Here is a 22,931-nt window from a genome sequence, read left to right as displayed (position 1 = left end):
ACACCCGCTGCCAGGGCTGTGGATAACTCCGGAGGTCCAGACCGGTGAAGATCCACCGGCCCCCGAAAGCCGCCCCGTCCGCTCCTCACCCGCCCACCCCCCGAAGGGGGGTGGGCGGCGGGGAACAACAACTCGGAACAACAACTCAGGTGAGGATGGCTACGGTTGGACGGGCCGGCGTCCGGGAGCCGGGAGCCCGGTGCCGGTGCCACGAGGCACGGAGCAGGGCCCCAAGGCCAGAGGCGAGGAGCAGGGGCAGGAGGCAGCAGTTAGGGGCCGCGAGGCAGGCCACAGAGGCCAGGGCAGAGGGGGCACGGGGCAGGGCAGGGACCCAGAAGGCAGCGGCACAGGGGGCCAGGGGCGAGCGGCCAGGGGTCAGAGGCCGGAGGTCCGCCTCGGCTGGTCATCAAGGTGCGGTGGGGGGAGGGTCGGACGCACCGCGCTGTTCATTCCAGTCATTCCAGTCATTCCAGTTCTTCCTGGCAGCGTTCCAACCATTCGAGGTCCGCCTGGAGGTGCAGCATCGCGCCCTCCACCAACAGGTGGGCGATCCGGTTGTCGCGGTCCGCGGCGGCCGCCAGACGGGTCAGTTCGCGCATGCGGCTGAGGTAGCGACGGCGCTGCTTGCGGATCAGGACCGTCCGGTCGGTGGCGCCGGCGTGCTCGGCGAGGGCCAGCTTCATGAAGAACTCGTCGCGGAGGACCCGCGGTTCCGCAGCGGCCTCCTCGTACCACGCGGCCACCGCCTCCCGGCCCGCCGCGGTGATCCGGTAGGTGCGCTTGTTCGGGCGGCCGGGTTGTTCGACGTCCTCGCCCACGATGAGGCCGGCCTTCTCCAGCCGCCCCAAGGTCACGTAGACCTGGCCGATGTTGGGCCGGGGGTAGGCGGCGCCCAGCAGTGCCTCCAGGGCCTGCTTGAGTTCGTAGCCGTGTGCGGGTCCGCTGACCAGCAGCGCCAGCAGTGGCAGCCGCACGCTCTCCCTCTCCCCTGTGCCCTGGTTGTCCCGGCGACGGCATGATCCGCGTCATCGGCGCCACGCGCCGCGTTCGGGTCATCCTCGTCACCGCGGTGCCCGGACCGCCCGGACAGTGCGCAGCGCCCAGACAGTCCGCGCCGCCCGTAGCCGCCCGAGCCGCCATTGCCCCGTTCGTGCCGGTCGTACTGGTCGTGCCGGTCGTGCCGTTCGCGCTGGCTTCGGGCGTTGGCCGGTGTCCGCTTGCCGGTACCGGCACCGAGGCGCCCGCCCTTCGCCGGCCCTCGCCGCCCACCGCCGTCAGCGGTCACCGTCCCGCCCGGGACCCTGCGCCCCGTAAGTCTTCTCCCTTGGCGTCGGCGCCGCAGCCTTTTCTTTCGTTCCCCTCGCCGGGGCGGCTAACCGCTGGGCAACCGGTAGGTATGGGGCGAGGGGGTGCGGCCCGGAGGCCGGACGGGGGTCAGGGGTGCCCGTAGGGTCTGGTGACGCGACCGCTCCCGTAGTGGCCTGGCACGTAAGGGAGTTGAGCAGCTTCCCGCGCAATCCGGGCAGGGGCGGTCCGACTTTCGTCATTCCGTTGACACGGAAAAGACACGCCTACCTAACATGCATGCATCACAACAACTAGCAAGGCGCCGCGCCGACTTGCACCGTAAGAAGTGGATCCCGGCAGATGTTCACAGCCACCGCAGAACGCGGCCTTTCGACCCCCGCCCAGGACACGGCCCAGCGCTGGTGGCGAGACGCGGTCATCTACCAGGTCTACGTCCGCAGTTTCCGGGACACCACCGGCAACGGTACCGGTGACCTGGCCGGCGTCCGCAGCGGACTGCCGTACCTCAAGAAGCTCGGCGTGGACGGGGTGTGGCTCAGCCCCTTCTTCCCGTCCCCCCAGCACGACCACGGCTACGACGTGTCGGACTACCGCGACGTCGATCCGGCCTACGGGGACCTCGACGAGTTCGACCGCCTGGTGGCGGACGCGCACCGGCTCGGCCTGAAGGTGCTGCTGGACATCGTGCCCAACCACTGCTCCAGCGCACACCCCTGGTTCCAGGCGGCACTGGAGGAAGGCCCCGGAGGGCCGGCCCGGGCCATGTTCCACTTCGCCGACGGGCGCGGGGAGCACGGCGAGCTGCCGCCCAACAACTGGCGGGCGATGTTCGGCGGCCCCGCCTGGTCCCGCATCACCGAGGAGGACGGCACTCCGGGCCAGTGGTACCTGCACATGTTCACGCCCGAGCAGCCCGACCTGAACTGGCGCAACCCGGACGTGTCGGCGGACTTCGACAAGGTGCTGCGCTTCTGGCTGGACCGCGGCGTGGACGGCTTCCGGATCGACGTGGCCGCGGGCCTGTACAAGCACCCCGAACTCCCCGACTCCCCCGACCCGGCGGCCGACGAGCGCACCCGCGACTCGGTCAACCCGCTGGCCTGGAACCAGCCCGAGGTGCACCAGGTGTGGCGCGACTGGCGGGCCCTGTGCGAGGAGTACACCGCCCGGGACGGCCACGACCGGCTCCTGGTGGGCGAGGTCTCGGTGCGCACCCCGGGCGAGCAGGCCGCCTACGTCCGGTCCGACGAGCTGCACCAGGCGTTCTTCTTCCACCTGCTCACCGCGCGCTGGGACGTGGACCTGTTCCGCCGGGTCATCTCCGAAGCACTCACCGACATCGCGGACACCGGGTCGACCGTCACCTGGGTGCTCAACAACCACGACCAGGTCCGGACCGTGACCCGGTACGCGGGCGAACCGGGCACCCCGGAGGGCGCGTTGGGCCCGGCCCGGGCCCGGGCCGCGGCGCTGCTGATGCTGGCCCTCCCCGGTGCCGCGTACGTCTACCAGGGTGAGGAGCTGGGCCTGCCGGAGGTCGACGACCTGCCGGACGAGGTGCTCACCGACCCGATCTTCCACCGCACCGGCAGCCGGCAGCACATCCGGGACGGCTGCCGGGTGCCGCTCCCCTGGTCCGGGGAGGCCGCGCCGTACGGCTTCAGTACGGGAGCGGCGGAGCGGACCTGGCTGCCGCAGCCCGCGTCGTTCGCGGGGCACACCGCGGAGCGGGCGGTGGCCGACACCGGGTCGTTCTGGCACCTCTACCGCGAGGCGCTCCAGTTGCGCCGGGGGCTGCCGCAGCTCGGTGACGGGACGCTGCGCTGGCTGGAGTCGGCGCCGGAGGTCCTGGCGTTCGTGCGCGGGGACGGGCTGGTCTGCGCGGTCAACTTCGGCACCGAGCCGGTGCCCGCGCCGGTGGCCGGCGCACCGCTGCTGGCCAGCGGGGACTGCCCCGCCGGGACGCTCCCCGGGGCCACCGCCGCGTGGTGGATGGAACCGGGCCGGTCGCTGCTCCCGTAGGCAGGCGCAGGGGACGGCCATGAGGGCCGTGGGTGCGCGGGACAGCTCCTTGTGCGGTAGGCGCGGCGAGCCGGTCGCCGCTGCCGTAGAGGCGCGGGCCGGCCGCGCAGGGGCGGGCGCTGCTGCCCTAAGCGCGCGGGGCCGTCCGCCGCTTCCGTGGGCGCGCGGAAGCGGCCCCCACCCGTTGGACGCACGGCAGTGGCGCATGCACGCACGGAGGATCAGGCGCCGGGCCCAGCGATCGGCCGGCACCGGTGCCTGTCGGCCGCCACCGGGCCGCCGGCCGACAGGCGCCACGGCCGCCCCCGCCCCGCGGTGGCGGCCACGGTCGTCCGCGCCGGGCGTGATGCCCCGGATGCCCGTTTGGCGAATATCACACCCGGCGCCCCTTCACCACTCGGACCGGCGGCCCGCATGCTTTCGGAGTGCCCGCTTCGGGGCACGGGCCGCCGTTCGACCGCCGCAGCCGGCGGGACACCGGGCGGGTCTCCGCAAGAGGAGGCCGGGCGGGCGGCTCCCCCCGCGGACAGGACATCACCCTCATGCACCCCTCACGCATCGCACGCCGCGTTCGCCGCGGACTGGCCGCCCTGGTGGCCGCCGGAGCGGCGGCCACGGTAGTGGGCACGGCGGGCCCCGCCTCGGCGAGCACCGGCGGGCCCCCCGCGGGCGGCGACAAGGTCGTCTGCCACTCCCCCCGGCCGGGCCTGGCCCCCGCCCTGTCCCATGACATCGCCGCGGCGCTCCAGGGACGCCGGGGGACGTCGGCGGTCGCCCTGTACGACCGTCATTCGGGGACCAGTTGCGAGTTCCGGGCACGTACGCCGTTCGATTCGGCGAGCGTGGTCAAGGTCACCGTGCTGGGCGCGCTGCTGCGGCAGGCCGAGGAGGCGCACCGGACGCTGACGCCGCACGAGGTCGCGCTGACCACGGCCATGATCACCAAGTCGGACAATGCCTCGACCGACGCCCTGTGGCACCAGGTCGGCGCGGCCGGGGTCCAGCGCTTCCTCGACCTGGCGGGGATGCGGCACACCGTGCCCGGACCGGGCGGCGCCTGGGGGCTGACCCAGATCACCGCCGCCGACCAGCTCACCCTGATGCGCCTGCTGACGTCGGACAACGCGGTACTCGGCCCGGCGTCCCGGGACTACGCGCTCGACCTGATGCAGCGAGTCGCCCCCGACCAGCGGTGGGGCGTGCCCGCGGGAGCGCCGGACTCGGCGACCGTCCACGTGAAGAACGGCTGGCTGCCGCGTGCGGAGAAGGGCTGGCGGGTGCACAGCGTCGGCTCGTTCACCGGCAGCGGCAACGACTACGCGATGGCGGTCCTGTCCACCGGCAGCGACACCATGCAGCACGGGGTGGCCACCGTGGAGGCAGCCGCCCGGGTCATCCACCGGGACCTGACCGCGCGCGGGACCTGACCGAGGACGGGGCCTGACCGAGGACGCGCAGCATTCGGGGGTGAGGGCGGAGCGAGCGAGGCGCGGTAACGGGTGCGGGGCCCTCGGCCACGAGGGCGGCCGGTGCCGGGATGTCGGCCCCAGGGGGCGCCGGACGTCGGGGCTGTTCGGGGGCCTGCGCTGCGCCGCCCGTACGGACCCCTTGATCGTCAACCAAGGGTTGACGCTAGGCGCCGCGTCAACCTATGGTTGACGCATGACGGAACCTCTTCGCAGCACGCATCACGTACGCCTCGACGACCTGATCGAGGCCATCAAGAAGAACCGCTCGGACGTGCTGGAGCAGCTGTCTGACGCGGTGCTCGCCGCGGACCACCTCGGCGAGGTCGCGGACCACCTGATCGGGCATTTCGTGGACCAGGCCCGGCGCTCGGGCGCCTCCTGGACCGAGATCGGCACGAGCATGGGGGTCAGCAAGCAGGCGGCGCAGAAGCGCTTCGTCCCCAAGGACCCGGGCGCGGCGTCGGACCTCGATCCCGCGCAGGGCTTCTCACGGTTCACCCCCCGGGCCAGGAAGGTCGTGGTCTCGGCGCAGCAGGAGGCCCATGCGGCCGGCGGCGACGAGATCCGGCCCGCGCACCTCTCGCTGGGGCTGCTGAGCGAGCCCGAGGGCCTCGGCGCCCGTGCGCTGGTCGCACAGGGCGTGACCCCGGAAGCCCTCCGCGCCGCGATGACCGCGACGCTGCCGCCGGCGGCGGAGTCGGTGCCCGCCCTCATCCCGTTCGACACCGGTTCCCGCAAGGCACTGGAGCTGACCTACCGGGAGGCGCTGCGGCTGGGCCACAACTACATCGGTACCGAGCACATCCTGCTGGCCCTGCTGGAGCTGGAGAACGGCAAGGGGCCGCTCACCGACCTCGGCATCGGCAAGGCGGCGGTCGAGTCGTACGTCGCCGAAGCGCTGGCCGCCCTGGTCGCCGAGCAGAAGGGGGAGTGACGGGGCGCGGCCCCGTGGTGACGGGGGTGCGGCCCCGAGGGGGACGGGGCCGCGCCACCGTGCGCACGATTCAGTCGTCATGGCCCAGCTGGAGGTCGCGTTCGGTGCGGCCGCCGCCGGCGACCCGCAGGACGGTGGCGACCGGCGGATACCCGGCGGCGACGACGGTGTACTCGCCGGCCGAGAGGTCCACGAAGCGGAACAGCCCGTCCGGGCCGGTGGTGGCGGTGTCGACGACGTTGCCGGCCGCGTCCAGGAGGGTGACGCGGGCGTCCTCGACGGGCCGCCCGCCGCCGGCCCGCACGGTGCCGCGCAGCACCGCGCCGCCGGCGAGTTCGATGTCCTGGCGGGTCTCCCGGGACGCCTGGACGGTCACCGGGAGCGCGGCCGGCCGGAACGCCGGGGCGCTGGAGGCCAGCGTGTACTCCCCGGCCACCAGGTCGCCGAGGGCGTAGCCGCCCTCGCGTCCGCTGCGGGTGCTCGCCACCACGTCGCCGCGGACGTCGGTGAGGGTGACCATGGCGTCCCGGACCGGATTGCCGTCGGCGGTGGTGACCGTGCCCGCGAGGCGGCCGGCGCCGCCGAGGACCACGTCCAGCTCCACCGGGCGTTCGCCGACGGTCACCGTCACCGCCTGCGGCTGGTGGCCGCCGGCCGCCGCGATCAGGACGTACGCCCCGGGGCCGGGCGTGCTGAGCGCGTAGCGGCCGTCCTCGCCGGTGGCGCCGCGGCCGATCTGCCGGCCGGCGACGTCGATGAGGGTGAGCGCGGCGCGCGGCACGGTGCTGCCGTCGTGGTGCTGGACGGTGCCGCAGACCGGGACACCGGCCACCGCGGGGGCGGGCCCGGCCGGGTGGGCGGAGGGGTGGCCGCCACCGGGCACGGGGCCGTCGAGGGTGGCGTCGGCCGCGGAACGGGCGGGCGGCACGGCCGGGTCCCCGGAGTCGCCGTACGGCGGGTGCGGGGTTCGGGGGGCCTGCGGGGCGTGGGACACCAGGAGGTTCTCTTTCCGGGAGAGGGCGAACAGGAAGCCCAGGGCGAGGGCCGGCGCCAGGTAGCCGCAGCTTCCGGGCACGGCGGCCGGGGCGAAGGCGGCGTAGCCGTCCCGCAGGGCGGCGGGCAGGGCCCGCTCCACGTGCGGGGCGAGCGGGCCGGGGAACGGCAGCCGGCCGGCGAGGCGTTCGGCGAGCAGGGCGGCGGCGAGGGCCGCGCCGGTGGTGCCGCCGAGCCGGCGCAGGCAGGCGGTGGTGCCGGCCGGGCCCGGGGCGGGTGCGGTGGCGCGGACGGCGAGGACCAGGACCGGCAGCACCAGGCCGAGGCCGAGTCCGAGGACGCCGGCGCGGAGGGCGAGGAGCGGCCCGGGAGCGGCCGCCGGGAGGTGGCCGGGGAGCCACAGGCCGGCGCCGGCCACCGCGCAGCCCAGGACGGCGAAGGCGGTGTGGTGGCCGGTGCGGCGGATGAGCCGGGTGGTGGCGAACGCGGTCGGCAGCAGCGCCCCCGGCAGCGGCAGCATCAGCAGCGCGGCGGCGGTGGCGGTGGGGGCGCCGGTGGCCGCCAGGTAGGCGGGCAGGTGGCGCGCCGCCCCGTGGAGGGCGATGCCGAGGGCGGCGCCCACCAGGGCGGTGCGGCCGAAGCCGGTGGCGCGCGCCGGCGGCGCGGTGGCCGGACGCCCCGCTGCCGGGAGGAGCGCCGCCGCGGCCAGGGCGCCCGCGCCGAGGCCGAGGACCACCGGTGGCAACCAGGGCTGGCGGGTGCCGCCCCAACTGGCCGGCAGGGCCCAGCAGAGGGCGCCGGCGGTGAGGAGCAGGGCCCCGGCGAGGTGCGGCCGGCGGCGGACGGCGGGCCCGGGGACCCGGACGGCGGACGCGGCGGCGAGGAGGGCCGGGGCGCCGAGCGGGGCGCCGAGGGCGAGGCTCCAGCGCCAGAGGCCGTGGTCGGCGCAGGCGGCGCCGGTGAGCGGCCCGGCGAGGACGGCCACCGCGTACACCGCGCCGGCCGTGGTCGTGCGGCGGCCGCGTACCGCCGGCGGGGCGGCCGCGGCGAGGAGGGCCGGGACGCCGATCAGGAGGCCGCCGGCGCCGAGGCCCTGGGCGGCGCGGGCGGCGAGCAGCCCGGCCGGGGAGGGCGCCCACCCGGCGGCGCCGGAGGCCGCGGTGAAGACCAGGAGCGCGAGGAGGAAGGCCGCCTTCCGGCCGACGAGGTCGCCGAGCTTCCCGTGGAGCGGGAGGCCCGCGGCCGTGGCCAGGAGGCACGAGGTCAGCACCCAGGGGGCGGGGAGGCCGGGCAGTGCGCGGGCGATCTCCGGGAGGGCGGCGGCGGGGCCGGTCTGGCCGAGGCCCGCGGCCGCCAGGGCCAGGAGGAGGACGGGGAAGGCGGCGCGCGCCCGGGGGCCGGGCGGGGCCGGTGGCCGGACGCGGGGAGCCGGTGGGGCCGGTTCCGGGGCCGCGGTGGTGCCGTCGGCAGGCGGCCCGGCCGGCCGGTCCCGCTCGCTCAGGGTGGTCCCGCCCACGTCCTGCTCCCCTCGTCACGCTGCTGCGGGCGCCCCTTTGTCGCACCGGGCGACGACGGCGGGCAAGCGAGGGGAAGCGGAGGGAAGTGGGCGGGAACGGGCGCCAAGTGCCGTGTGCGGGGCGCCCCTTGGGCTCCCATCAGGGGTTTCCGGCGGTCCGCCGCCGGCCGGTCCGGGCCGCGCCGCGCGGTGGAAACCACCCGGACAGGTGAGCATGGCGGCGGCCCGGACGGGTCAGGGGAGGGCGCGGCTCACTTCTCCGTACGGGCCGCGAGGTTGGCGAGGATCGTGTCGTAGATCCGGCCGAGGCCCTTGGGGGCGAAGGTGCGCTCGAAGAAGCCGCCGATGCCGCCGGCGCCCTGCCAGGTGGTGGTGACGACGACCTTGGCGCGGTTCTCACCGGCCGGGGTGACGACCCAGGTGGTCACCATCGAGGAGTTGCGGTCCTTCTCGACCAGCTGGCCGTCGGTGGGCTCGTCGACCTCCAGGAGGCAGTCGCGGACCCGCTTGCTGGTGGCCTGGAGCTTCCAGTGGACGAGGGTGCCCTTGCCGTCGCCGCCCTCGCGGACCTCGTACTCGCTGAAGTGCTCGGGCAGCAGCTGCCGGCGCGTGCCGGTGTAGTCGGCGAGCGCGTCGAACACGTCCTCCGGATCCGCCGCGATCTCCCGCTGCGTGGTGGCTTCTACCTGCCCCATGTGTGCCTTCCTCCAGTAGTCGGCTGCCGGACCTGGTGCGCCGCCAACCCGCGGTGCGCGGTCAAGCCAACCACCCCGGGGCAGCGCGCCCAAATCCGGGCCGCCGCCCCCGAAGCGAACGTGTGTTCTATTATCGAGCCGGGGGGTCGGCCGGATCGCAACAGGAGCCCCGATGCGCTGGGACAATCTGGGCGAAAGCCCGTCCGCGCTGTTCGGCGCGGATGTCGTCACCCGTACGGTGGACACCCCCGAATTCCGCGGCATCACCTTCCACGAGGTGCGCGCCCGCTCCCTCGTCAACCGCGTCCCGGGCGCCTCCCGGATGCCGTTCGAATGGACCGTGAATCCGTACCGCGGGTGCAGCCACGCCTGCGTCTACTGCTTCGCGCGCCGGACGCACAGCTACCTCGACCTGGACACCGGCCTCGGCTTCGACTCGCAGATCGTGGTCAAGGTCAACGCCCCCGAGGTACTGCGCCGGGAGCTGGCCGCGCCCCGCTGGCGCGGCGACCACATCGCGATGGGCACCAATGTCGACTGCTACCAGCGGGCGGAGGGCCGGTACGGCCTGATGCCCGGCATCCTCGCGGCGCTGCGGGACCGCGCCAACCCGTTCTCGATCCTCACCAAGGGCACCCTGATCCTGCGGGACCTGGAGCTGCTGCGGCAGGCCGCCGCGGTCACCGACGTCGGCATCTCGGTCTCGGTCGGCTTCCTGGACCGCACGCTGTGGCGCACCGTGGAGCCCGGTACGCCCGCGCCCGAGCGGCGGCTGGACGTGGTGCGCACCCTCACCGCCCACGGGATCCCCTGCGGCGTCCTGATGGCGCCGGTGATCCCCTTCCTGGCCGACGCCCCGGAGCAGCTGCGGGCCACGGTGCGGGCGCTCGCCGAGGCGGGCGCCGACTCGGTCACCCCGCTCGTGCTGCACCTGCGGCCCGGCGCCCGCGAGTGGTTCATGGCCTGGCTGGCCCAGCACCACCCGCACCTGGTGCGCCGCTACGAGGCGATGTATGCCGGCGGCGCCTACGCCCCCACGGGGTACCAGCGCCGGATCACCCGCCAGGTCCACGAACTGGCCGCCGAGTACGGGCTCGGGCCGTCCCGGCCGGGCCGGGCCCGCCGGATCCCGCCGGAGCCCGCTCCGGCCCCGGCTCCCGGGAAGGCCGCCGAACGGGCCGCGCAGGGCACGCAGTTGACGCTGCTCTGAGCGGTCGTGGCGCGCCTCCTGCGCGCCTGTGGCGGCCGTTCCGGGACCCCGGGCGGCGGCCCGCCGGTCAGGACACCCGGACCGCCGGAGCAGCCTCCAGGGCGCGGGCCAGGCGGTCCCTGGCGGCCGTCTGCGCGGCGATCCGGCGGTCGATGACGGCGAGCCGCTCGCGGGCGATCCGCAGGCCCGCCGCCGAGGGCGGGGCGGTGGACAGGTCGCCGTCCAGGCACGCCCGGAAGCAGGCGACGTCGGCGAGGGTCAGGCCGGCGTCGAGGAGGTACCGGATGTTGCGGACCCGGACGGCGGCGCGCTCGTCGTAGACGCGGTAGCCGTTCGCGGCCCGTTCGGAGCCGATCAGGCCCGCGCTCTCGTACTTGCGCAGCGCGCGCGGCGAGACGCCCGTGCGGTCCGCCAGTTCACCGATCCGCACCGGACCGCCTCCCCTCGTCCCACCGGTCCGGCGGCCCGGTCCGGCCGCCGCGCCCCGGCCCGGACGTACGCTACCGGCCGGGTCAGCCGATCACCGCGCCACCGTCCACCGGGAGGATCACCCCGGTCACGAAGGACGCGCCGGGGGCGGCGAGCCGGGTGATGGCCCAGGCCACCTCCTCGGGGCGGCCGGTGCGCCCCATCGGGGTGTGCGCGATCTGCCAGGACCGCACGGCCGCCTGCTGCTCGGGGGACAGGCCCTGGTGGTCGCCGATCGGGGTGTCGATCGCGCCGGGGGCCACGCCCACCACCCGGACGCCGCGCGGCGCCAGCTCCACCGCCCAGCTGCGGGTGAGGAGTTCCAGGGCGGCCTTGGTGGCGGCGTAGACGGCGTTGCCGGGCCAGGCCCGCTGGCCGACCGAGGTGCTGAGGTTCACCACCACTCCCCCGGTGCGCTCCAGAGCGGGCAGTGCCTCCTGGGTGAGCAGCACCGGCGCGACCAGGTTGGTGGCCAGCTGGGGCGCCATGGACTCCTTGGTGTGGCTGCCGAGCGCGCCGCTGCCGACCACCGCGGCGTTGTTGACCAGGACGTCCAGCCGGCCGTGCGTGGCGAGGGTGTGCCGGATGACGGCCGCGGGGGCACCGTCCGCGGTGAGGTCGGTGGGGAAGGGGGTGATCGTGCCGCCGCCGGCCGTTTGCGCGGCGGTCTCGGCGAGCGGGCCCGGGCGGCGCCCGACCGCCACCACGCGCGCTCCCTCGGCCGCGAACGCGCGGGCGGTGGCCCGGCCGATGCCGGTGCCGGCCCCGGTGACGACGACGACCCGCCGTGCGGTGCGGGAGGGGGCTGCGGACTCGGGAGGTGTCTGTGCCATGCCGGGGAGTCTGCGACCCTGCCCCCAGGGGCAGGGTCAAGCCCGGCGGTCACCGAGGGCGTCCGGCCGCGGCCGGATGCGGTTGACCGCCGTCCACCGGGGCCCGACCCTCGGTGGCAGGGACCGGACGAGAGGCGGAGAGGATGCGCGGTGAGGGGTGGGAGGCCGGCGGGGCCTCGTGGGGGACGGCGGAGCAGCCGGTGTGTCCGGTGCGCGTACGGGAGATGACGGAGGCCGATCTCGACGCGGTCTCGGCGGTGCGGATCCGCGGCTGGCAGACGGCGTACCGGGGCCTGATGCCGCAGGCGTATCTGGACGCGCTGAGCGTGCCGGAGGACGCCCGGCTGCGGCGGGAGCGGTCGCGCGCCGCAGCCCCGAGGTGTGGGAGCTGGTGGCGGACCGGGACGGGGAGGTCGCCGGCTGGCTGGCGGCCGGCCCGGCCCGGGAGCCCGAACTCCCGCCGGCGGACGGGGAGTCCGGGGCCGGGGCGCCGGGCGCCCGGCTGCCGACCGCGGAGCTGATGGCCCTCTACGTGGCGCCCGGCCTGATCGGGACGGGCATCGGCCGGGCGCTGCTGGACGCCGGGACGGCCCGGGCCCGGGCGCGCGGGTTCGGCGCGATGTACCTGTGGGTGGTGCGCGGCAACGTCCGTGCCGAGCGGTTCTACCGGCGGGCCGGTTTCGCGCCGGACGGGGCGGTGGCGGCGTCCGACGTGGCCGGCCGGCGCGTCCCGGAGGACCGCTACCGGCGCCGGCTGCGGTAGGCGGGGACGGGGCTCCGCCGGACGGGCGCCGGAAGCGGTCAGTCCCCGGGGGCGCCACCGCCCGGCCGCGGTCCGCCTTCCGCGCGCGGTGCGCCGTCGGCGGCCGGGCCGCCGAGGGCCGGGCCCGGTGCCGGCGGGTCCTCGTGGACGCCGAGCCGGGCCAGCGAGGCGGCGGCGGCCGCGGCCAGCCGGGGGTGTCCGGCGGCCGCCCGCAGTGCCGGTACGGCCCGTTTGTCGCCGAGCGCGCCCAGGCCCTCCACACAGGCCAGCGCCACCCGCCAGTAGGGGGTGTGCGGGGTGAGCAGCCGCTCCAGGGTGGCGATCAGCGCGGGCACGGACTGCGGGGCGCGGAGTTCGGCGAGCAGGCGGACGGGGTGCAGGGCGTAGGCGGTGCGCAGCGGGTTGGTGGCGAGGGCGGCCGCGGCACGGGCGGTGCGCGGGTCGTTGAGCCGGCCCAGGGCGTGCGCGGCGGTGGCGCAGCGGACCGGCTCCCGGTAGTTGAGCAGCAGTACCAGGGTCTCGAAGGCGCGTTTGTCGCCGGCGCAGCCCAGGATGAAGGCGGCGATCTCCCGGGCCCACAGGGGCCGCTCCACCGCGGTCAGCATCCGGGCCAGTTCCTCGCGCCCCGCGGGGGTGTTCTTGCGGGCCAGGCCGAGCAGCCGTTCGTAGGCGACCAGATCCTGCGGTGAGCGGAGTTCGGCCCGCACCCGGTCCGTCAACTCGTGGAATTCGTCTTCCATTTGCCGCTCCCCTCCCTGCCGGCCGCGCCCGTCCGTGCGGCGTGGCCCGCACCACAACCTCATGCCCCGCCTTACCCCTGGCGCTTCGGTTACCCACCGGTTAACCTGCTGTCACGAGCAGTACCCCTGCTCGGGCGGCCTGGTGACGCAGCCGCCGGAGTGTGACGTCGGTTCGGCACACCCACCGCACCACGTGTGCGCGGGCACCGCGGCCCGCGCCGCGCCTTTCGCACAGTACGCCCCACAGGGAAGCGGCACGGCCTCGGGACAGGGCCCGCCGCCCCCTCCACCGCACGGCGCCGGCCGCGGCGCACGTGGCTTTCCGGGGCTTTCGCCGCCGGTCGGCCGCGCAGTGCCGCGGGCCCTCGCGCCCGTGCGCCCACCCCTTTGAGTCGTCACTCTTCCCCCTTGCCGGGGAACACCCTCAGGAGTCTCGCGATGGGCCCTCAGTCCACCCCTGATCTCGCCCCTGTCCCCTCCTCCCCCGCCGCCCCCTCCGCTGCCCTGCCGCTGGCCACCGTGGCCGTCGTCGGCCTGGGCACCATGGGCACCGGTATCGCCGACGTGCTGGCCCGGGCCGGCCGCGAGGTGATCGGCATCGATACCGACGAGGCCGCGCTGCGGCGGGCCCGCACCGCCCTGGAGGACTCCACCGCCCGCGCCGTGCGGCGCGAGCGGATCACCGAGCGGGAGCGGCAGGAGGTGCTGGCCCGCTTCCGCACCTCCGGCGACCTCCGGGCCGCCCGGGACGCCGACCTCGTCATCGAGGTGGTGCCGGAGGACTACGACCTCAAGCGGGAGGTCTTCGCGGCGCTGGACGCCGTCGTCCGCCCGGACACCGTCCTGGCCACCGGCACCAACGCCCTGTCGGTGACCCGGCTGGCCGCCGACTCGCAGCGCCCCGAGCGGGTGCTCGGCCTGCACTTCTTCAACCCCGCACCGGCCATGAAGCTGGTCGAGGTGGTCTCCTCGGTGCTCACCGCGCCGGCCGCGGTCGCCGCCGTCACCGCGCTCGCCCGCGAGCTGGGCAAGGACCCGATCGCGGTCGGCGACCGCCCCGGGTTCGTCGCCGACGGCCTGCTGTTCGGCTACCTCAACCAGGCCGCCGCGATGTACGAGTCGAAGTACGCCACCCGCGAGGACATCGACGCGGCGATGCGGCTGGGCTGCGGTCTGCCGATGGGCCCGCTGGCGCTGCTCGACCTGATCGGCGTGGACACCGCCCGGACGGTCCTGGAGGCGATGTACGCGGCCTCCCGCGACCGGCTGCACGCCCCCGCGCCGATCCTGGGCCACCTCGCCGAGGCGGGTCTGACGGGCCGTAAGGCGGGGCGCGGCTTCTACACCTACCGGGCGCCCGGCTCCGCGACCGTCGTGCCGGACGAGCGCACCCCGGCCGCCGCGGGTGGCGGGGAGCCGGCCGGGCGGCCGGTCCGCAGCGTCGGTGTCGCCGGTTCCGGGACGATGGCCGGCGGCATCGCCGAGGTGTTCGCCAAGGCCGGCTACACCGTGGTGCTGGCCGCCCGCGGCCAGGAGAAGGCCGAGCGCGCCAAGGCCCGGATCGCCGCGTCGCTGGAGCGTGCGGTGGCCAAGGGGCGGCTGACCGCCGAGGCGCGGGACGCGGCGCTGGCCGCGATCACCCCGGCCGGGTCGCTGGACGCGTTCGCCGACGTCGACCTGGCGGTGGAGGCGGTGGCCGAGGACCTGGCCGTCAAGCAGCAGCTGTTCGGGACGCTCGACAAGATCTGCAAGCCGGGCGCGGTGCTGGCCACCACCACCTCCTCCCTGCCGGTCGTGGCCTGCGCCCGGGCCACCTCCCGGCCGCAGGACGTCATCGGCATGCACTTCTTCAACCCGGCGCCGGCCATGAAGCTGGTCGAGGTGGTCCGCACGGTGCTGACCGGGGACGCGGCGCACGCCACCGTCCGCGAGGTGTGCGCCGCGCTCCGCAAGCACCCGGTGGACTGCGGCGACCGGGCCGGTTTCATCGTCAACGCGCTGCTGTTCCCGTACCTGAACAACGCGGTCAAGATGGTCCAGGAGCACTACGCGTCGCCGGACGACATCGACGCCGCGATGAAGCTGGGCGGCGGCTACCCGATGGGCCCGTTCGAACTCCTCGACGTGGTCGGGCTGGACGTGTCGCTGACCATCGAGCGGGTGCTGCACGCCGCGTTCCGCGACCCCGGGCTGGCCCCCGCGCCGCTGCTGGAGCACCTGGTCGCGGCGGGCTGCCTGGGCCGCAAGACCGGCCGCGGCTTCCGTGAGTACGCCCGGCGCTGACCCGCGGCGGCGCCCACCGGACGGGGGCGGCTGGGGCGGGCTGCTGGAGCCGCGAAGCGGCCGGTACGGCGGCCCGCCCCAGGTCACGGGCCCCGCGGCGGTACCTCATGCCGCGGGCCGGGTGAATATGCAGTACCGTCCCCACATGTCCCAGCCCGCTCGCCCGCAGCCCTCCGACGCCTCCGGCACCACCCCTCCCGGCACCCGCCGGGCGGCCGCGCAACGCCTGAAAATGCGCCGTGAACTGTCGGCCGCCGCCATGGAACTGTTCGCGACGAAGGGCTACGAGGCGACCACGGTCGACGAGATCGCGGCCGCGGCGGGCGTGGCCCGGCGCACCTTCTTCCGCCACTTCCGCTCCAAGGAAGAGGCGATCTTCCCCGACCACGACGACACGCTGGTGCGCGCCGAGGCCGTCCTGGACGCCGCGCCGCCGCACGAGAACCCCCTCGACACGGTGTGCCGCGGCATCAAGGAAGTCATGCGGATGTACGCGTCCGCGCCGGCGGTGTCGGTGGCCCGCTACCGCCTCACCCGCGAGGTACCCACCCTCCGGGAGGCCGAGATCGCCTCGGTGGCCCGCTACGAGCGGCTGTTCACCCGCTATCTCCTGGGCCACTTCGACGAGGGCGCGCACCGCGAGGGCGACGACGACCCGCTGCTGGCCGAGGTCGCCGCGTCCGCGGTGGTCACCGCGCACAACCACGTGCTGCGCCGCTGGCTGCGGGCCGGTGCGGAGGGCGATGTGGAGGCCCAGCTCGACCACGCCTTCGCAATCGTCCGGGAGACCTTCGGCGCCGGGATCGGCGCGGGCCGGGCGTCCACGGAGACCCCGCCGGCGACGGTGTCCCGGGAGGGCGAGGTGCTGGTGGCGGTCGCCCGCACCGACGCCCCGCTCGACGAGGTGATGCGCACCATCCGCAAGGCCCTCACGGAACGCCGCTGACCGGCGGCCGGCACCCGCCGGCCAAGGCCCCGACCCGCACCGCCCTGCCCCGCCGTTCCCCGGCCGCGCAGGGCGGTTCGCCGTTCCGCGCCGACGCGGCCCTCACCCGAACGGCGTACCCGGGCCCCCGCCCACCGTCCGCACACCCTCCGGTACACAACGGGACGAAATACCCCACCAGCGGCCGTTCTGCCGCTCATGCGTGGCGCACGGATGACATCTGAGGGAAATTCTTGGCACTCAGTGTCTTGTCGGCTGGCACGCGGTGTCATACGTTGGAGGTGTCCGGGCGGCCGGCACACCGGGAAAATCCCGGTGGGGCGGCTGTCCCCGCACCGTACTTCCGCGCGCCCGGACGCCTGCGTCACAGGCACCCATCCGCGCCCACCGGCGCGAGGCCGGCACCACCGCCGAACCGACGGCACCACCCCGCTGCACCTCCCCCGACGTTCCCTCAAGCCGTTCCCTACCTTTCCCCGAGCTCTCCACTGCGTTCGAGCAGGGGATGCCCCAACGCCGGAGGCACACCGTGAACCAGATACTCGACGCGATCCTCGCTCCGGACACCACCCGCGAGGACTTCGCCGCCCTCCCCCTCCCCGAGTCCTACCGCGCGGTCACCGTCCACAAGGACGAGACCGAGATGTTCGCCGGGCTGGCCACCCGCGAGAAGGACCCCCGCAAGTCGCTGCACGTCGAGGACGTGCCGGTGCCCGAACTCGGGCCGGGCGAGGCCCTGGTGGCCGTGATGGCCTCCTCGGTGAACTACAACTCGGTGTGGACCTCGATCTTCGAGCCGCTGTCCACCTTCGGCTTCCTGGAGCGCTACGGACGGCTCTCGCCGCTGGCCAAGCGGCACGACCTGCCGTACCACGTGATCGGCTCGGACCTGGCCGGTGTGGTGCTGCGAACCGGGCCCGGCGTCAACGCCTGGGCGCCCGGCGACGAGGTCGTCGCGCACTGCCTCTCGGTCGAGCTGGAGTCCTCCGACGGCCACAACGACACCATGCTCGACCCCGAGCAGCGGATCTGGGGCTTCGAGACCAACTTCGGCGGCCTCGCCGAGATCGCGCTGGTCAAGTCCAACCAGCTGATGCCCAAGCCGCGGCACCTGAGCTGGGAGGAGGCGGCGGCGCCGGGCCTGGTCAACTCCACCGCGTACCGGCAGCTGGTCTCGCAGAACGGCGCGGCCATGAAGCAGGGCGACAACGTCCTGATCTGGGGCGCCAGCGGCGGACTCGGCTCGTACGCGACGCAGTTCGCGCTGGCCGGCGGCGCCAACCCGATCTGCGTGGTCTCCAGTGAGCAGAAGGCGGAGATCTGCCGGAGGATGGGCGCCGAGGCGATCATCGACCGGACCGCGGAGGGCTACCGGTTCTGGAAGGACGAGCACCACCAGGACCCCCGGGAGTGGAAGCGCTTCGGCAAGCGGATCCGCGAACTGACCGGCGGCGAGGACGTGGACATCGTCTTCGAGCACCCGGGGCGGGAGACCTTCGGCGCCTCCGTCTACGTCACCCGCAAGGGCGGCACCATCGTGACCTGCGCCTCCACCTCCGGCTACCAGCACGAGTACGACAACCGCTACCTGTGGATGTCGCTGAAGCGGATCGTCGGCTCGCACTTCGCCAACTACCGGGAGGCGTGGGAGGCCAACCGCCTGATCGCCAAGGGCAAGATCCACCCGACGCTGTCGAAGACGTACCGCCTGGAGGAGACCGGCCAGGCCGCCTACGACGTGCACCGCAACCTCCACCAGGGCAAGGTCGGCGTGCTCTGCCTGGCCCCCGAGGAGGGCATGGGCGTGCGCGACGAGCAGCTGCGCGCCAAGCACCTCGATGCCATCAACCTGTTCCGCGACACACCGGCGGAGCGGACCGGCGACACCGCCGACAACGCCTGAGGACAGGTCTCATGACTGAGCGTCAGAAGGATCGTCCGTGGCTGATGCGGACGTACGCCGGGCACTCCACCGCCGAGGCGTCCAACGCGCTGTACCGGCGCAACCTCGCCAAGGGCCAGACCGGCCTGTCGGTCGCGTTCGACCTCCCGACGCAGACCGGTTACGACCCCGACCACGTCCTGGCCCGCGGCGAGGTGGGCCGGGTCGGGGTCCCGGTGTCCCATCTCGGCGACATGCGGCGGCTGTTCCAGGACATCCCGCTGGAGCAGATGAACACCTCGATGACCATCAACGCCACCGCGATGTGGCTGCTGGCCCTCTACCAGGTGGTCGCCGAGGAGCAGGGCGCCGACGTCAGCGCGCTCCAGGGGACGACGCAGAACGACATCGTCAAGGAGTACCTCTCGCGCGGGACGCACGTCTTCCCGCCCGGGCCCTCGCTGCGGCTGACCACCGACATGATCACGTACGCGGTCAACCACCTCCCCAAGTGGAACCCGATCAACATCTGTAGCTACCACCTGCAAGAGGCCGGGGCCACCCCGGTCCAGGAGATCTCGTACGCGATGTCCACCGCGATCGCCGTGCTGGACGCGGTGTTCGCCTCCGGCCAGGTGCCCGAGGAGCGGCGGGGCGACGTCGTGGCCCGGATCTCGTTCTTCGTGAACGCCGGCGTCCGCTTCGTCGAGGAGATGTGCAAGATGCGCGCCTTCGGCCGCATCTGGGACCGGATCACCCGCGAGCGGTACGGCGTCGAGAACCCCCGGCACCGCCGCTTCCGCTACGGCGTCCAGGTCAACTCGCTGGGGCTGACCGAGGCGCAACCGGAGAACAACGTCCAGCGGATCGTGCTGGAGATGCTGGCCGTCACCCTCTCCAAGGACGCCCGGGCCCGCGCCGTCCAGCTCCCCGCCTGGAACGAGGCGCTGGGCCTGCCGCGCCCCTGGGACCAGCAGTGGTCGCTGCGCATCCAGCAGGTCCTGGCGCACGAGTCGGACCTGCTGGAGTACGAGGACATCTTCGCCGGGTCGCACGTCGTCGAGGCCAAGGTGGACGCCCTGGTGGCCGACTGCCTGGCGGAGATCGACCGGATCCAGGAGATGGGCGGCGTGATGGCGGCCGTGGAGTCCGGCTACCTCAAGTCGCAGCTGGTGTCCGCGCACGCCGAGCGGCGGGCCCGGATCGAGTCCGGCGAGGAGAAGATCGTCGGCGTCAACTGCTTCGAGGGCACCGAACCGAACCCGCTGACCGCCGATCTGGACACCGCGATCATGACGGTGGACCCGGCCGGCGAGGAGGGCGTCGTGCGGGCCCTGCACACCTGGCGCGACAACCGGGACGAGCTGCGCGCCCAGGAGGCGCTGTCGGCGCTGAAGAAGGCCGCGGCGGGCGACACCAACCTCTTCCCGGCGACCCTGGAGTGCGCCCGCGCCGGTGTCACGACCGGTGAGTGGGCCTGGGCGCTGCGGGACGTCTTCGGCGAGTACCGGGCGCCGACGGGCGTCTCGGGGGCGCCGGTGGCGGTGGCCGCCGCGGCCGGTTCGCCGCTGGCCGCGGTCCGCGAGAAGGTCGCCCGGACGGCCGGCGAGCTGGGCGGCGGCCGGCTGCGGCTGCTGGTCGGCAAGCCCGGCCTGGACGGCCACAGCAACGGTGCCGAGCAGATCGCCGTACGGGCCAGGGACGCTGGCTTCGAGGTGGTCTACCAGGGCATCCGGCTGACCCCGGAGCAGATCGTGGCGGCGGCGGTCGCCGAGGACGTGCACTGCGTGGGGCTGTCGATCCTGTCCGGGTCGCACGCCGCGCTGGTGCCGGACGTACTGGACCGGCTGCGCCGTGCCGGCGCCGCCGACCTGCCGGTCGTCGTCGGCGGCATCATCCCCGCCGCGGACGCGGCGGCACTGCGCGAAGCGGGTGTCGCCGCCGTCTTCACCCCGAAGGACTTCGGGATCACGGAGATCATCGGCCGTATCGTCGACGAGATCCGCACCGCGAACCAACTCGACCCCCTGGAGGTCCCCGCATGAGTGCGCCTGTGCAGCGGCTGCGTCCGCGCCGTTCGTGTCTGGCGGTGCCCGGCAGCAACCCGCGCTTCCTGGAGAAGGCCCAGGGCCTGCCGGCCGACCAGGTCTTCCTGGACCTGGAGGACGCCTGCGCGCCGCTGGCCAAGCCGGAGGCCCGGCACACCATCGTGAAGTTCCTCAACGAAGGCGACTGGACGGGCAAGACGCGGGTGGTGCGGGTCAACGACTGGACCACCGAGTGGACCTACCGGGACGTGGTCACGGTCGTCGAGGGCGCCGGGCAGAACCTCGACTGCATCATGCTGCCGAAGGTCCAGGACGCCTCGCAGGTGGTGGCGCTGGACCTGCTGCTGACCCAGATCGAGAAGACCATGGGCCTGGAGGTCGGGCGGATCGGCATCGAGGCGCAGATCGAGAACGCCAAGGGCCTGGTGAACGTCGACGCGATCGCCGCGGCCTCGCCGCGCCTGGAGACCATCATCTTCGGCCCGGCGGACTTCATGGCGTCCATCAACATGAAGTCGCTGGTGGTCGGCGAGCAGCCGCCCGGCTACCCGGCGGACGCCTACCACTACATCCTGATGCGCATCCTGATGGCCGCGCGGACGCACGACCTCCAGGCCATCGACGGCCCGTACCTCCAGATCAAGAACGTCGACGGGTTCCGCGCGGTGGCCGGCCGGGCGGCCGCGCTGGGCTTCGACGGCAAGTGGGTGCTGCACCCGGGCCAGGTGGCGGCCGCCAACGAGGTCTTCTCACCGTCCCAGGAGGACTACGACCACGCCGAGCTGATCCTCGACGCGTACGAGTGGCACACGTCCGAGGCGGGCGGGAAAAAGGGGTCGGCGATGCTCGGCGACGAGATGATCGACGAGGCGAGCCGCAAAATGGCGCTGGTGATCGCCGGAAAGGGCCGGGCCGCCGGCATGGCCCGCACGTCCGTTTTCGAAGCCCCGGAGGCATGAGCGCGATGCAATTCGGCCGCACCTACGAAGAGTTCACCGTCGGCGACGTCTACAAGCACTGGCCGGGGAAGACGGTCACCGAATACGACGACCACCTTTTCTGCCTGCTGACCATGAACCACCACCCGCTGCACATGGACAGCAACTACGCGGAGCGGACCACCGACTTCGGCCGGAACGTCGTCGTCGGCAATTACATCTACTCGCTGCTGCTGGGCATGTCGGTGCCCGACGTCTCCGGAAAGGCCATCGCCAATCTGGAGATCGAGTCGCTGCGGCACGTGGCGCCGACCTTCCACGGCGACACGGTCTACGGCGAGACGACGGTGCTGGACAAGACGCCGTCGAAGTCCAAGCCGGACCGCGGCATCGTCCACGTCGAGACCCGCGGCTACAAGCAGGACTCCACGCTGATCTGCGTGTTCCGCCGCAAGGTGATGGTTCCCACGGCCGCCTACATCGAGGAGCGCGGCGGCGAGCAGCCCGGCCGCCCCGAACCCGCGGCCCCCACGGCCGGAAAGGAGAAGTGACCGATGGCGCGGCTGGCACGAACCGAGGGTCTGACCGACATCCAGCGGGAAATCCTCTCCACCGTCCGCGACTTCGTGGACAAGGAGATCCTTCCCGTCGCCACGGAGCTGGAGCACCGCGACGCCTACCCGGTGCAGATCGTCGAGGGGCTGAAGGAACTCGGTGTCTTCGGGCTGATGATTCCCGAGGAGTACGGCGGCCTGGGTGAGTCGCTGCTCACCTACGCACTGACGGTCGAGGAGATCGCCCGCGGCTGGATGAGCGTGTCGGGGATCATCAACACCCACTTCATCGTGGCGTACATGCTCAAGCAGCACGGCACGCAGGAGCAGAAGGACTATTTCCTGCCGAAGATGGCGGCGGGCGAGATCCGCGGCGCCTTCTCGATGTCCGAGCCGGCGCTCGGGTCGGATGTCTCGGCCATTTCCTCCAAGGGGGTGCGGGACGGCCGGGATTACCTCCTGACCGGCCAGAAGATGTGGCTCACCAACGGCGGTTCGTCCACCCTGGTGGCGGTGTTGTGCCGGACCGACGAGGGCCACCCGGAGGGCACGCCTCCGCACAAGTCGATGACCACCTTCCTGGTCGAGAAGGAAGCGGGCTTCGGGGAGGTCCGGCCGGGGCTGACCATCCCCGGCAAGATCGAGAAGATGGGCTACAAGGGCGTCGACACCACCGAGCTGATCATGGACGGGCTGCGCATCCCGGCCGACCGGGTCCTCGGCGGCGAGACCGGGCGTGGCTTCTATCACATGATGGACGGCGTCGAGGTGGGCCGGGTCAACGTGGCCGCCCGCGGCTGCGGGGTCGCCCAGCGCGCCTTCGAGCTGGGCGTGGCGTACGCCCAGCAGCGGCAGACCTTCGGCAAGCCGATCGCCCAGCACCAGGCGATCCAGTTCAAACTTGCCGAAATGGCGACAAAGGTGGAGGCGGCCCATGCCATGATGGTTAATGCCGCACGCAAAAAGGACTCCGGGCAGCGAAACGACCTGGAAGCGGGCATGGCCAAGTACCTGGCCTCGGAGTACTGCAAGGAGGTGGTCGAGGACGCCTTCCGCATCCACGGCGGCTACGGCTTCTCCAAGGAGTACGAGATCGAGCGCCTCTACCGGGAGGCCCCGATGCTCCTCATCGGCGAGGGCACGGCCGAGATCCAGAAAATGATCATTGGCCGTCGGCTACTTGAGGAGTACCGGATCCAGGGGTGAACGCCCCTTTTCGGGGGATTTCCGGTAGATAAAGATCACACCCTGTCATCGTTCTTCGGCCACGGATTGGCTCTGGCTCTTGGCCAGTTGCCGCTCGCAACCGATAGCATCCCAGGAAAGCCG

The 22,931-nt window shown here is 73.7% G+C and carries 17 protein-coding genes and 1 pseudogene; 12 read left to right on the top strand and 6 right to left on the bottom strand.

Annotated features, from left to right (window positions below):
* Nucleotides 1-464: 464 nt before the first annotated feature.
* The gene (locus MUU72_RS16955) at nt 465-974 is read right to left on the bottom strand and encodes a PadR family transcriptional regulator (RefSeq protein WP_248014105.1); all 510 of its coding nucleotides are present in this window, start codon (nt 972-974) and stop codon (nt 465-467) included.
* Nucleotides 975-1,647: 673 nt separating this feature from the next.
* Between MUU72_RS16955 and MUU72_RS16950 the strand changes: the two genes are divergently transcribed.
* The 3 genes from MUU72_RS16950 to MUU72_RS16940 all read left to right on the top strand — a co-directional run bounded on the left by MUU72_RS16950 (nt 1,648) and on the right by MUU72_RS16940 (nt 5,733).
* The gene (locus MUU72_RS16950) at nt 1,648-3,330 is read left to right on the top strand and encodes a glycoside hydrolase family 13 protein (protein ID WP_248014104.1); all 1,683 of its coding nucleotides are present in this window, start codon (nt 1,648-1,650) and stop codon (nt 3,328-3,330) included.
* A gap of 542 nt (nt 3,331-3,872) precedes the next feature.
* On the top strand, nt 3,873-4,757 hold the full coding sequence (locus MUU72_RS16945; RefSeq protein WP_248014103.1) for a serine hydrolase: 885 nt from the start codon (nt 3,873-3,875) through the stop codon (nt 4,755-4,757).
* Between the two features lie 235 nt (nt 4,758-4,992).
* Nucleotides 4,993-5,733 (top strand): Clp protease N-terminal domain-containing protein, encoded by a 741-nt coding sequence (locus tag MUU72_RS16940; RefSeq protein WP_248014102.1) that lies wholly within the window; start codon nt 4,993-4,995, stop codon nt 5,731-5,733.
* Between the two features lie 70 nt (nt 5,734-5,803).
* Here MUU72_RS16940 and MUU72_RS16935 read toward each other — a convergent pair whose 3' ends face one another.
* On the bottom strand, nt 5,804-8,242 hold the full coding sequence (locus tag MUU72_RS16935; protein WP_248014101.1) for an MFS transporter: 2,439 nt from the start codon (nt 8,240-8,242) through the stop codon (nt 5,804-5,806).
* Between the two features lie 251 nt (nt 8,243-8,493).
* A complete protein-coding gene (locus MUU72_RS16930; protein WP_248014100.1) occupies nt 8,494-8,937 on the bottom strand; it encodes an SRPBCC family protein in 444 nt (147 codons plus the stop codon).
* Between the two features lie 172 nt (nt 8,938-9,109).
* Here MUU72_RS16930 and MUU72_RS16925 point away from each other — a divergent pair, with 172 nt between their 5' ends.
* A complete protein-coding gene (locus tag MUU72_RS16925) occupies nt 9,110-10,147 on the top strand; it encodes an Rv2578c family radical SAM protein (RefSeq protein ID WP_248014099.1) in 1,038 nt (345 codons plus the stop codon).
* A 67-nt stretch (nt 10,148-10,214) separates the two neighbouring features.
* On the opposite strand, the gene MUU72_RS16920 is transcribed toward MUU72_RS16925, so the two are convergent.
* Both MUU72_RS16920 and MUU72_RS16915 read right to left on the bottom strand, forming a co-directional pair.
* Complete coding sequence (locus tag MUU72_RS16920) at nt 10,215-10,577, bottom strand: MerR family transcriptional regulator (protein ID WP_248014098.1); 363 nt, start codon at nt 10,575-10,577, stop codon at nt 10,215-10,217.
* Between the two features lie 82 nt (nt 10,578-10,659).
* Nucleotides 10,660-11,448 (bottom strand): SDR family NAD(P)-dependent oxidoreductase, encoded by a 789-nt coding sequence (locus MUU72_RS16915; protein WP_248014097.1) that lies wholly within the window; start codon nt 11,446-11,448, stop codon nt 10,660-10,662.
* 224 nt (nt 11,449-11,672) lie between these two features.
* On the opposite strand from MUU72_RS16915, the pseudogene MUU72_RS16910 reads away from it, so the two are divergent.
* Nucleotides 11,673-12,211 (top strand): annotated as a pseudogene (locus tag MUU72_RS16910) (GNAT family N-acetyltransferase).
* 38 nt (nt 12,212-12,249) lie between these two features.
* On the opposite strand, the gene MUU72_RS16905 reads toward MUU72_RS16910, so the two are convergent.
* The gene (locus MUU72_RS16905) at nt 12,250-12,951 is read right to left on the bottom strand and encodes a HEAT repeat domain-containing protein (RefSeq protein ID WP_248014096.1); all 702 of its coding nucleotides are present in this window, start codon (nt 12,949-12,951) and stop codon (nt 12,250-12,252) included.
* A 438-nt stretch (nt 12,952-13,389) separates the two neighbouring features.
* Here MUU72_RS16905 and MUU72_RS16900 point away from each other — a divergent pair, with 438 nt between their 5' ends.
* The 7 genes from MUU72_RS16900 (at nt 13,390) to MUU72_RS16870 (ending at nt 22,808) form a co-directional block, all read left to right on the top strand.
* Nucleotides 13,390-15,234, top strand: a complete 1,845-nt coding sequence (locus MUU72_RS16900; RefSeq protein WP_282504174.1) for a 3-hydroxyacyl-CoA dehydrogenase family protein — start codon at nt 13,390-13,392, stop codon at nt 15,232-15,234.
* Nucleotides 15,235-15,379: 145 nt separating this feature from the next.
* Complete coding sequence (locus tag MUU72_RS16895) at nt 15,380-16,180, top strand: TetR family transcriptional regulator (RefSeq protein WP_248014095.1); 801 nt, start codon at nt 15,380-15,382, stop codon at nt 16,178-16,180.
* 505 nt (nt 16,181-16,685) lie between these two features.
* A complete protein-coding gene (gene ccrA, locus MUU72_RS16890; protein ID WP_372503135.1) occupies nt 16,686-18,083 on the top strand; it encodes a crotonyl-CoA carboxylase/reductase in 1,398 nt (465 codons plus the stop codon).
* 11 nt (nt 18,084-18,094) lie between these two features.
* The gene (locus tag MUU72_RS16885; RefSeq protein WP_248014093.1) at nt 18,095-20,107 is read left to right on the top strand and encodes an ethylmalonyl-CoA mutase; all 2,013 of its coding nucleotides are present in this window, start codon (nt 18,095-18,097) and stop codon (nt 20,105-20,107) included.
* On the top strand, nt 20,104-21,069 hold the full coding sequence (locus MUU72_RS16880; protein WP_248014092.1) for an HpcH/HpaI aldolase/citrate lyase family protein: 966 nt from the start codon (nt 20,104-20,106) through the stop codon (nt 21,067-21,069). The genes MUU72_RS16885 and MUU72_RS16880 overlap by 4 nt, the downstream gene beginning before the upstream one ends.
* A 5-nt stretch (nt 21,070-21,074) precedes the next feature.
* Nucleotides 21,075-21,599 (top strand): MaoC family dehydratase, encoded by a 525-nt coding sequence (locus MUU72_RS16875; protein ID WP_248014128.1) that lies wholly within the window; start codon nt 21,075-21,077, stop codon nt 21,597-21,599.
* A 3-nt stretch (nt 21,600-21,602) separates the two neighbouring features.
* Complete coding sequence (locus MUU72_RS16870) at nt 21,603-22,808, top strand: acyl-CoA dehydrogenase family protein (RefSeq protein WP_248014091.1); 1,206 nt, start codon at nt 21,603-21,605, stop codon at nt 22,806-22,808.
* Nucleotides 22,809-22,931: the final 123 nt, after the last annotated feature.

The organism is Streptomyces rhizoryzae, from assembly GCF_023155275.1.
Classification (GTDB): Bacteria; Actinomycetota; Actinomycetes; order Streptomycetales; family Streptomycetaceae; genus Streptomyces; species Streptomyces rhizoryzae.
Note: the sequence above shows the minus strand (reverse complement) of the source record. Positions and strands in the feature narration are given on the sequence as shown.

Bases quoted from the DNA above. Each gene is read 5' to 3' on its own strand.
- MUU72_RS16950 (WP_248014104.1), top strand. From the start codon at position 1,648: ATGTTCACAGCCACCGCAGAACGCGGCCTTTCGACCCCCGCCCAGGAC.
- MUU72_RS16945 (WP_248014103.1), top strand. From the start codon at position 3,873: ATGCACCCCTCACGCATCGCACGCCGCGTTCGCCGCGGACTGGCCGCC.
- MUU72_RS16940 (WP_248014102.1), top strand. From the start codon at position 4,993: ATGACGGAACCTCTTCGCAGCACGCATCACGTACGCCTCGACGACCTG.
- MUU72_RS16930 (WP_248014100.1), bottom strand. From the start codon at position 8,937: ATGGGGCAGGTAGAAGCCACCACGCAGCGGGAGATCGCGGCGGATCCG.
- MUU72_RS16925 (WP_248014099.1), top strand. From the start codon at position 9,110: ATGCGCTGGGACAATCTGGGCGAAAGCCCGTCCGCGCTGTTCGGCGCG.
- MUU72_RS16915 (WP_248014097.1), bottom strand. From the start codon at position 11,448: ATGGCACAGACACCTCCCGAGTCCGCAGCCCCCTCCCGCACCGCACGG.
- MUU72_RS16905 (WP_248014096.1), bottom strand. From the start codon at position 12,951: ATGGAAGACGAATTCCACGAGTTGACGGACCGGGTGCGGGCCGAACTC.
- MUU72_RS16900 (WP_282504174.1), top strand. From the start codon at position 13,390: ATGGGCCCTCAGTCCACCCCTGATCTCGCCCCTGTCCCCTCCTCCCCC.
- MUU72_RS16895 (WP_248014095.1), top strand. From the start codon at position 15,380: ATGTCCCAGCCCGCTCGCCCGCAGCCCTCCGACGCCTCCGGCACCACC.
- ccrA (WP_372503135.1), top strand. From the start codon at position 16,686: ATGCCCCAACGCCGGAGGCACACCGTGAACCAGATACTCGACGCGATC.
- MUU72_RS16885 (WP_248014093.1), top strand. From the start codon at position 18,095: ATGACTGAGCGTCAGAAGGATCGTCCGTGGCTGATGCGGACGTACGCC.
- MUU72_RS16880 (WP_248014092.1), top strand. From the start codon at position 20,104: ATGAGTGCGCCTGTGCAGCGGCTGCGTCCGCGCCGTTCGTGTCTGGCG.
- MUU72_RS16875 (WP_248014128.1), top strand. From the start codon at position 21,075: ATGCAATTCGGCCGCACCTACGAAGAGTTCACCGTCGGCGACGTCTAC.
- MUU72_RS16870 (WP_248014091.1), top strand. From the start codon at position 21,603: ATGGCGCGGCTGGCACGAACCGAGGGTCTGACCGACATCCAGCGGGAA.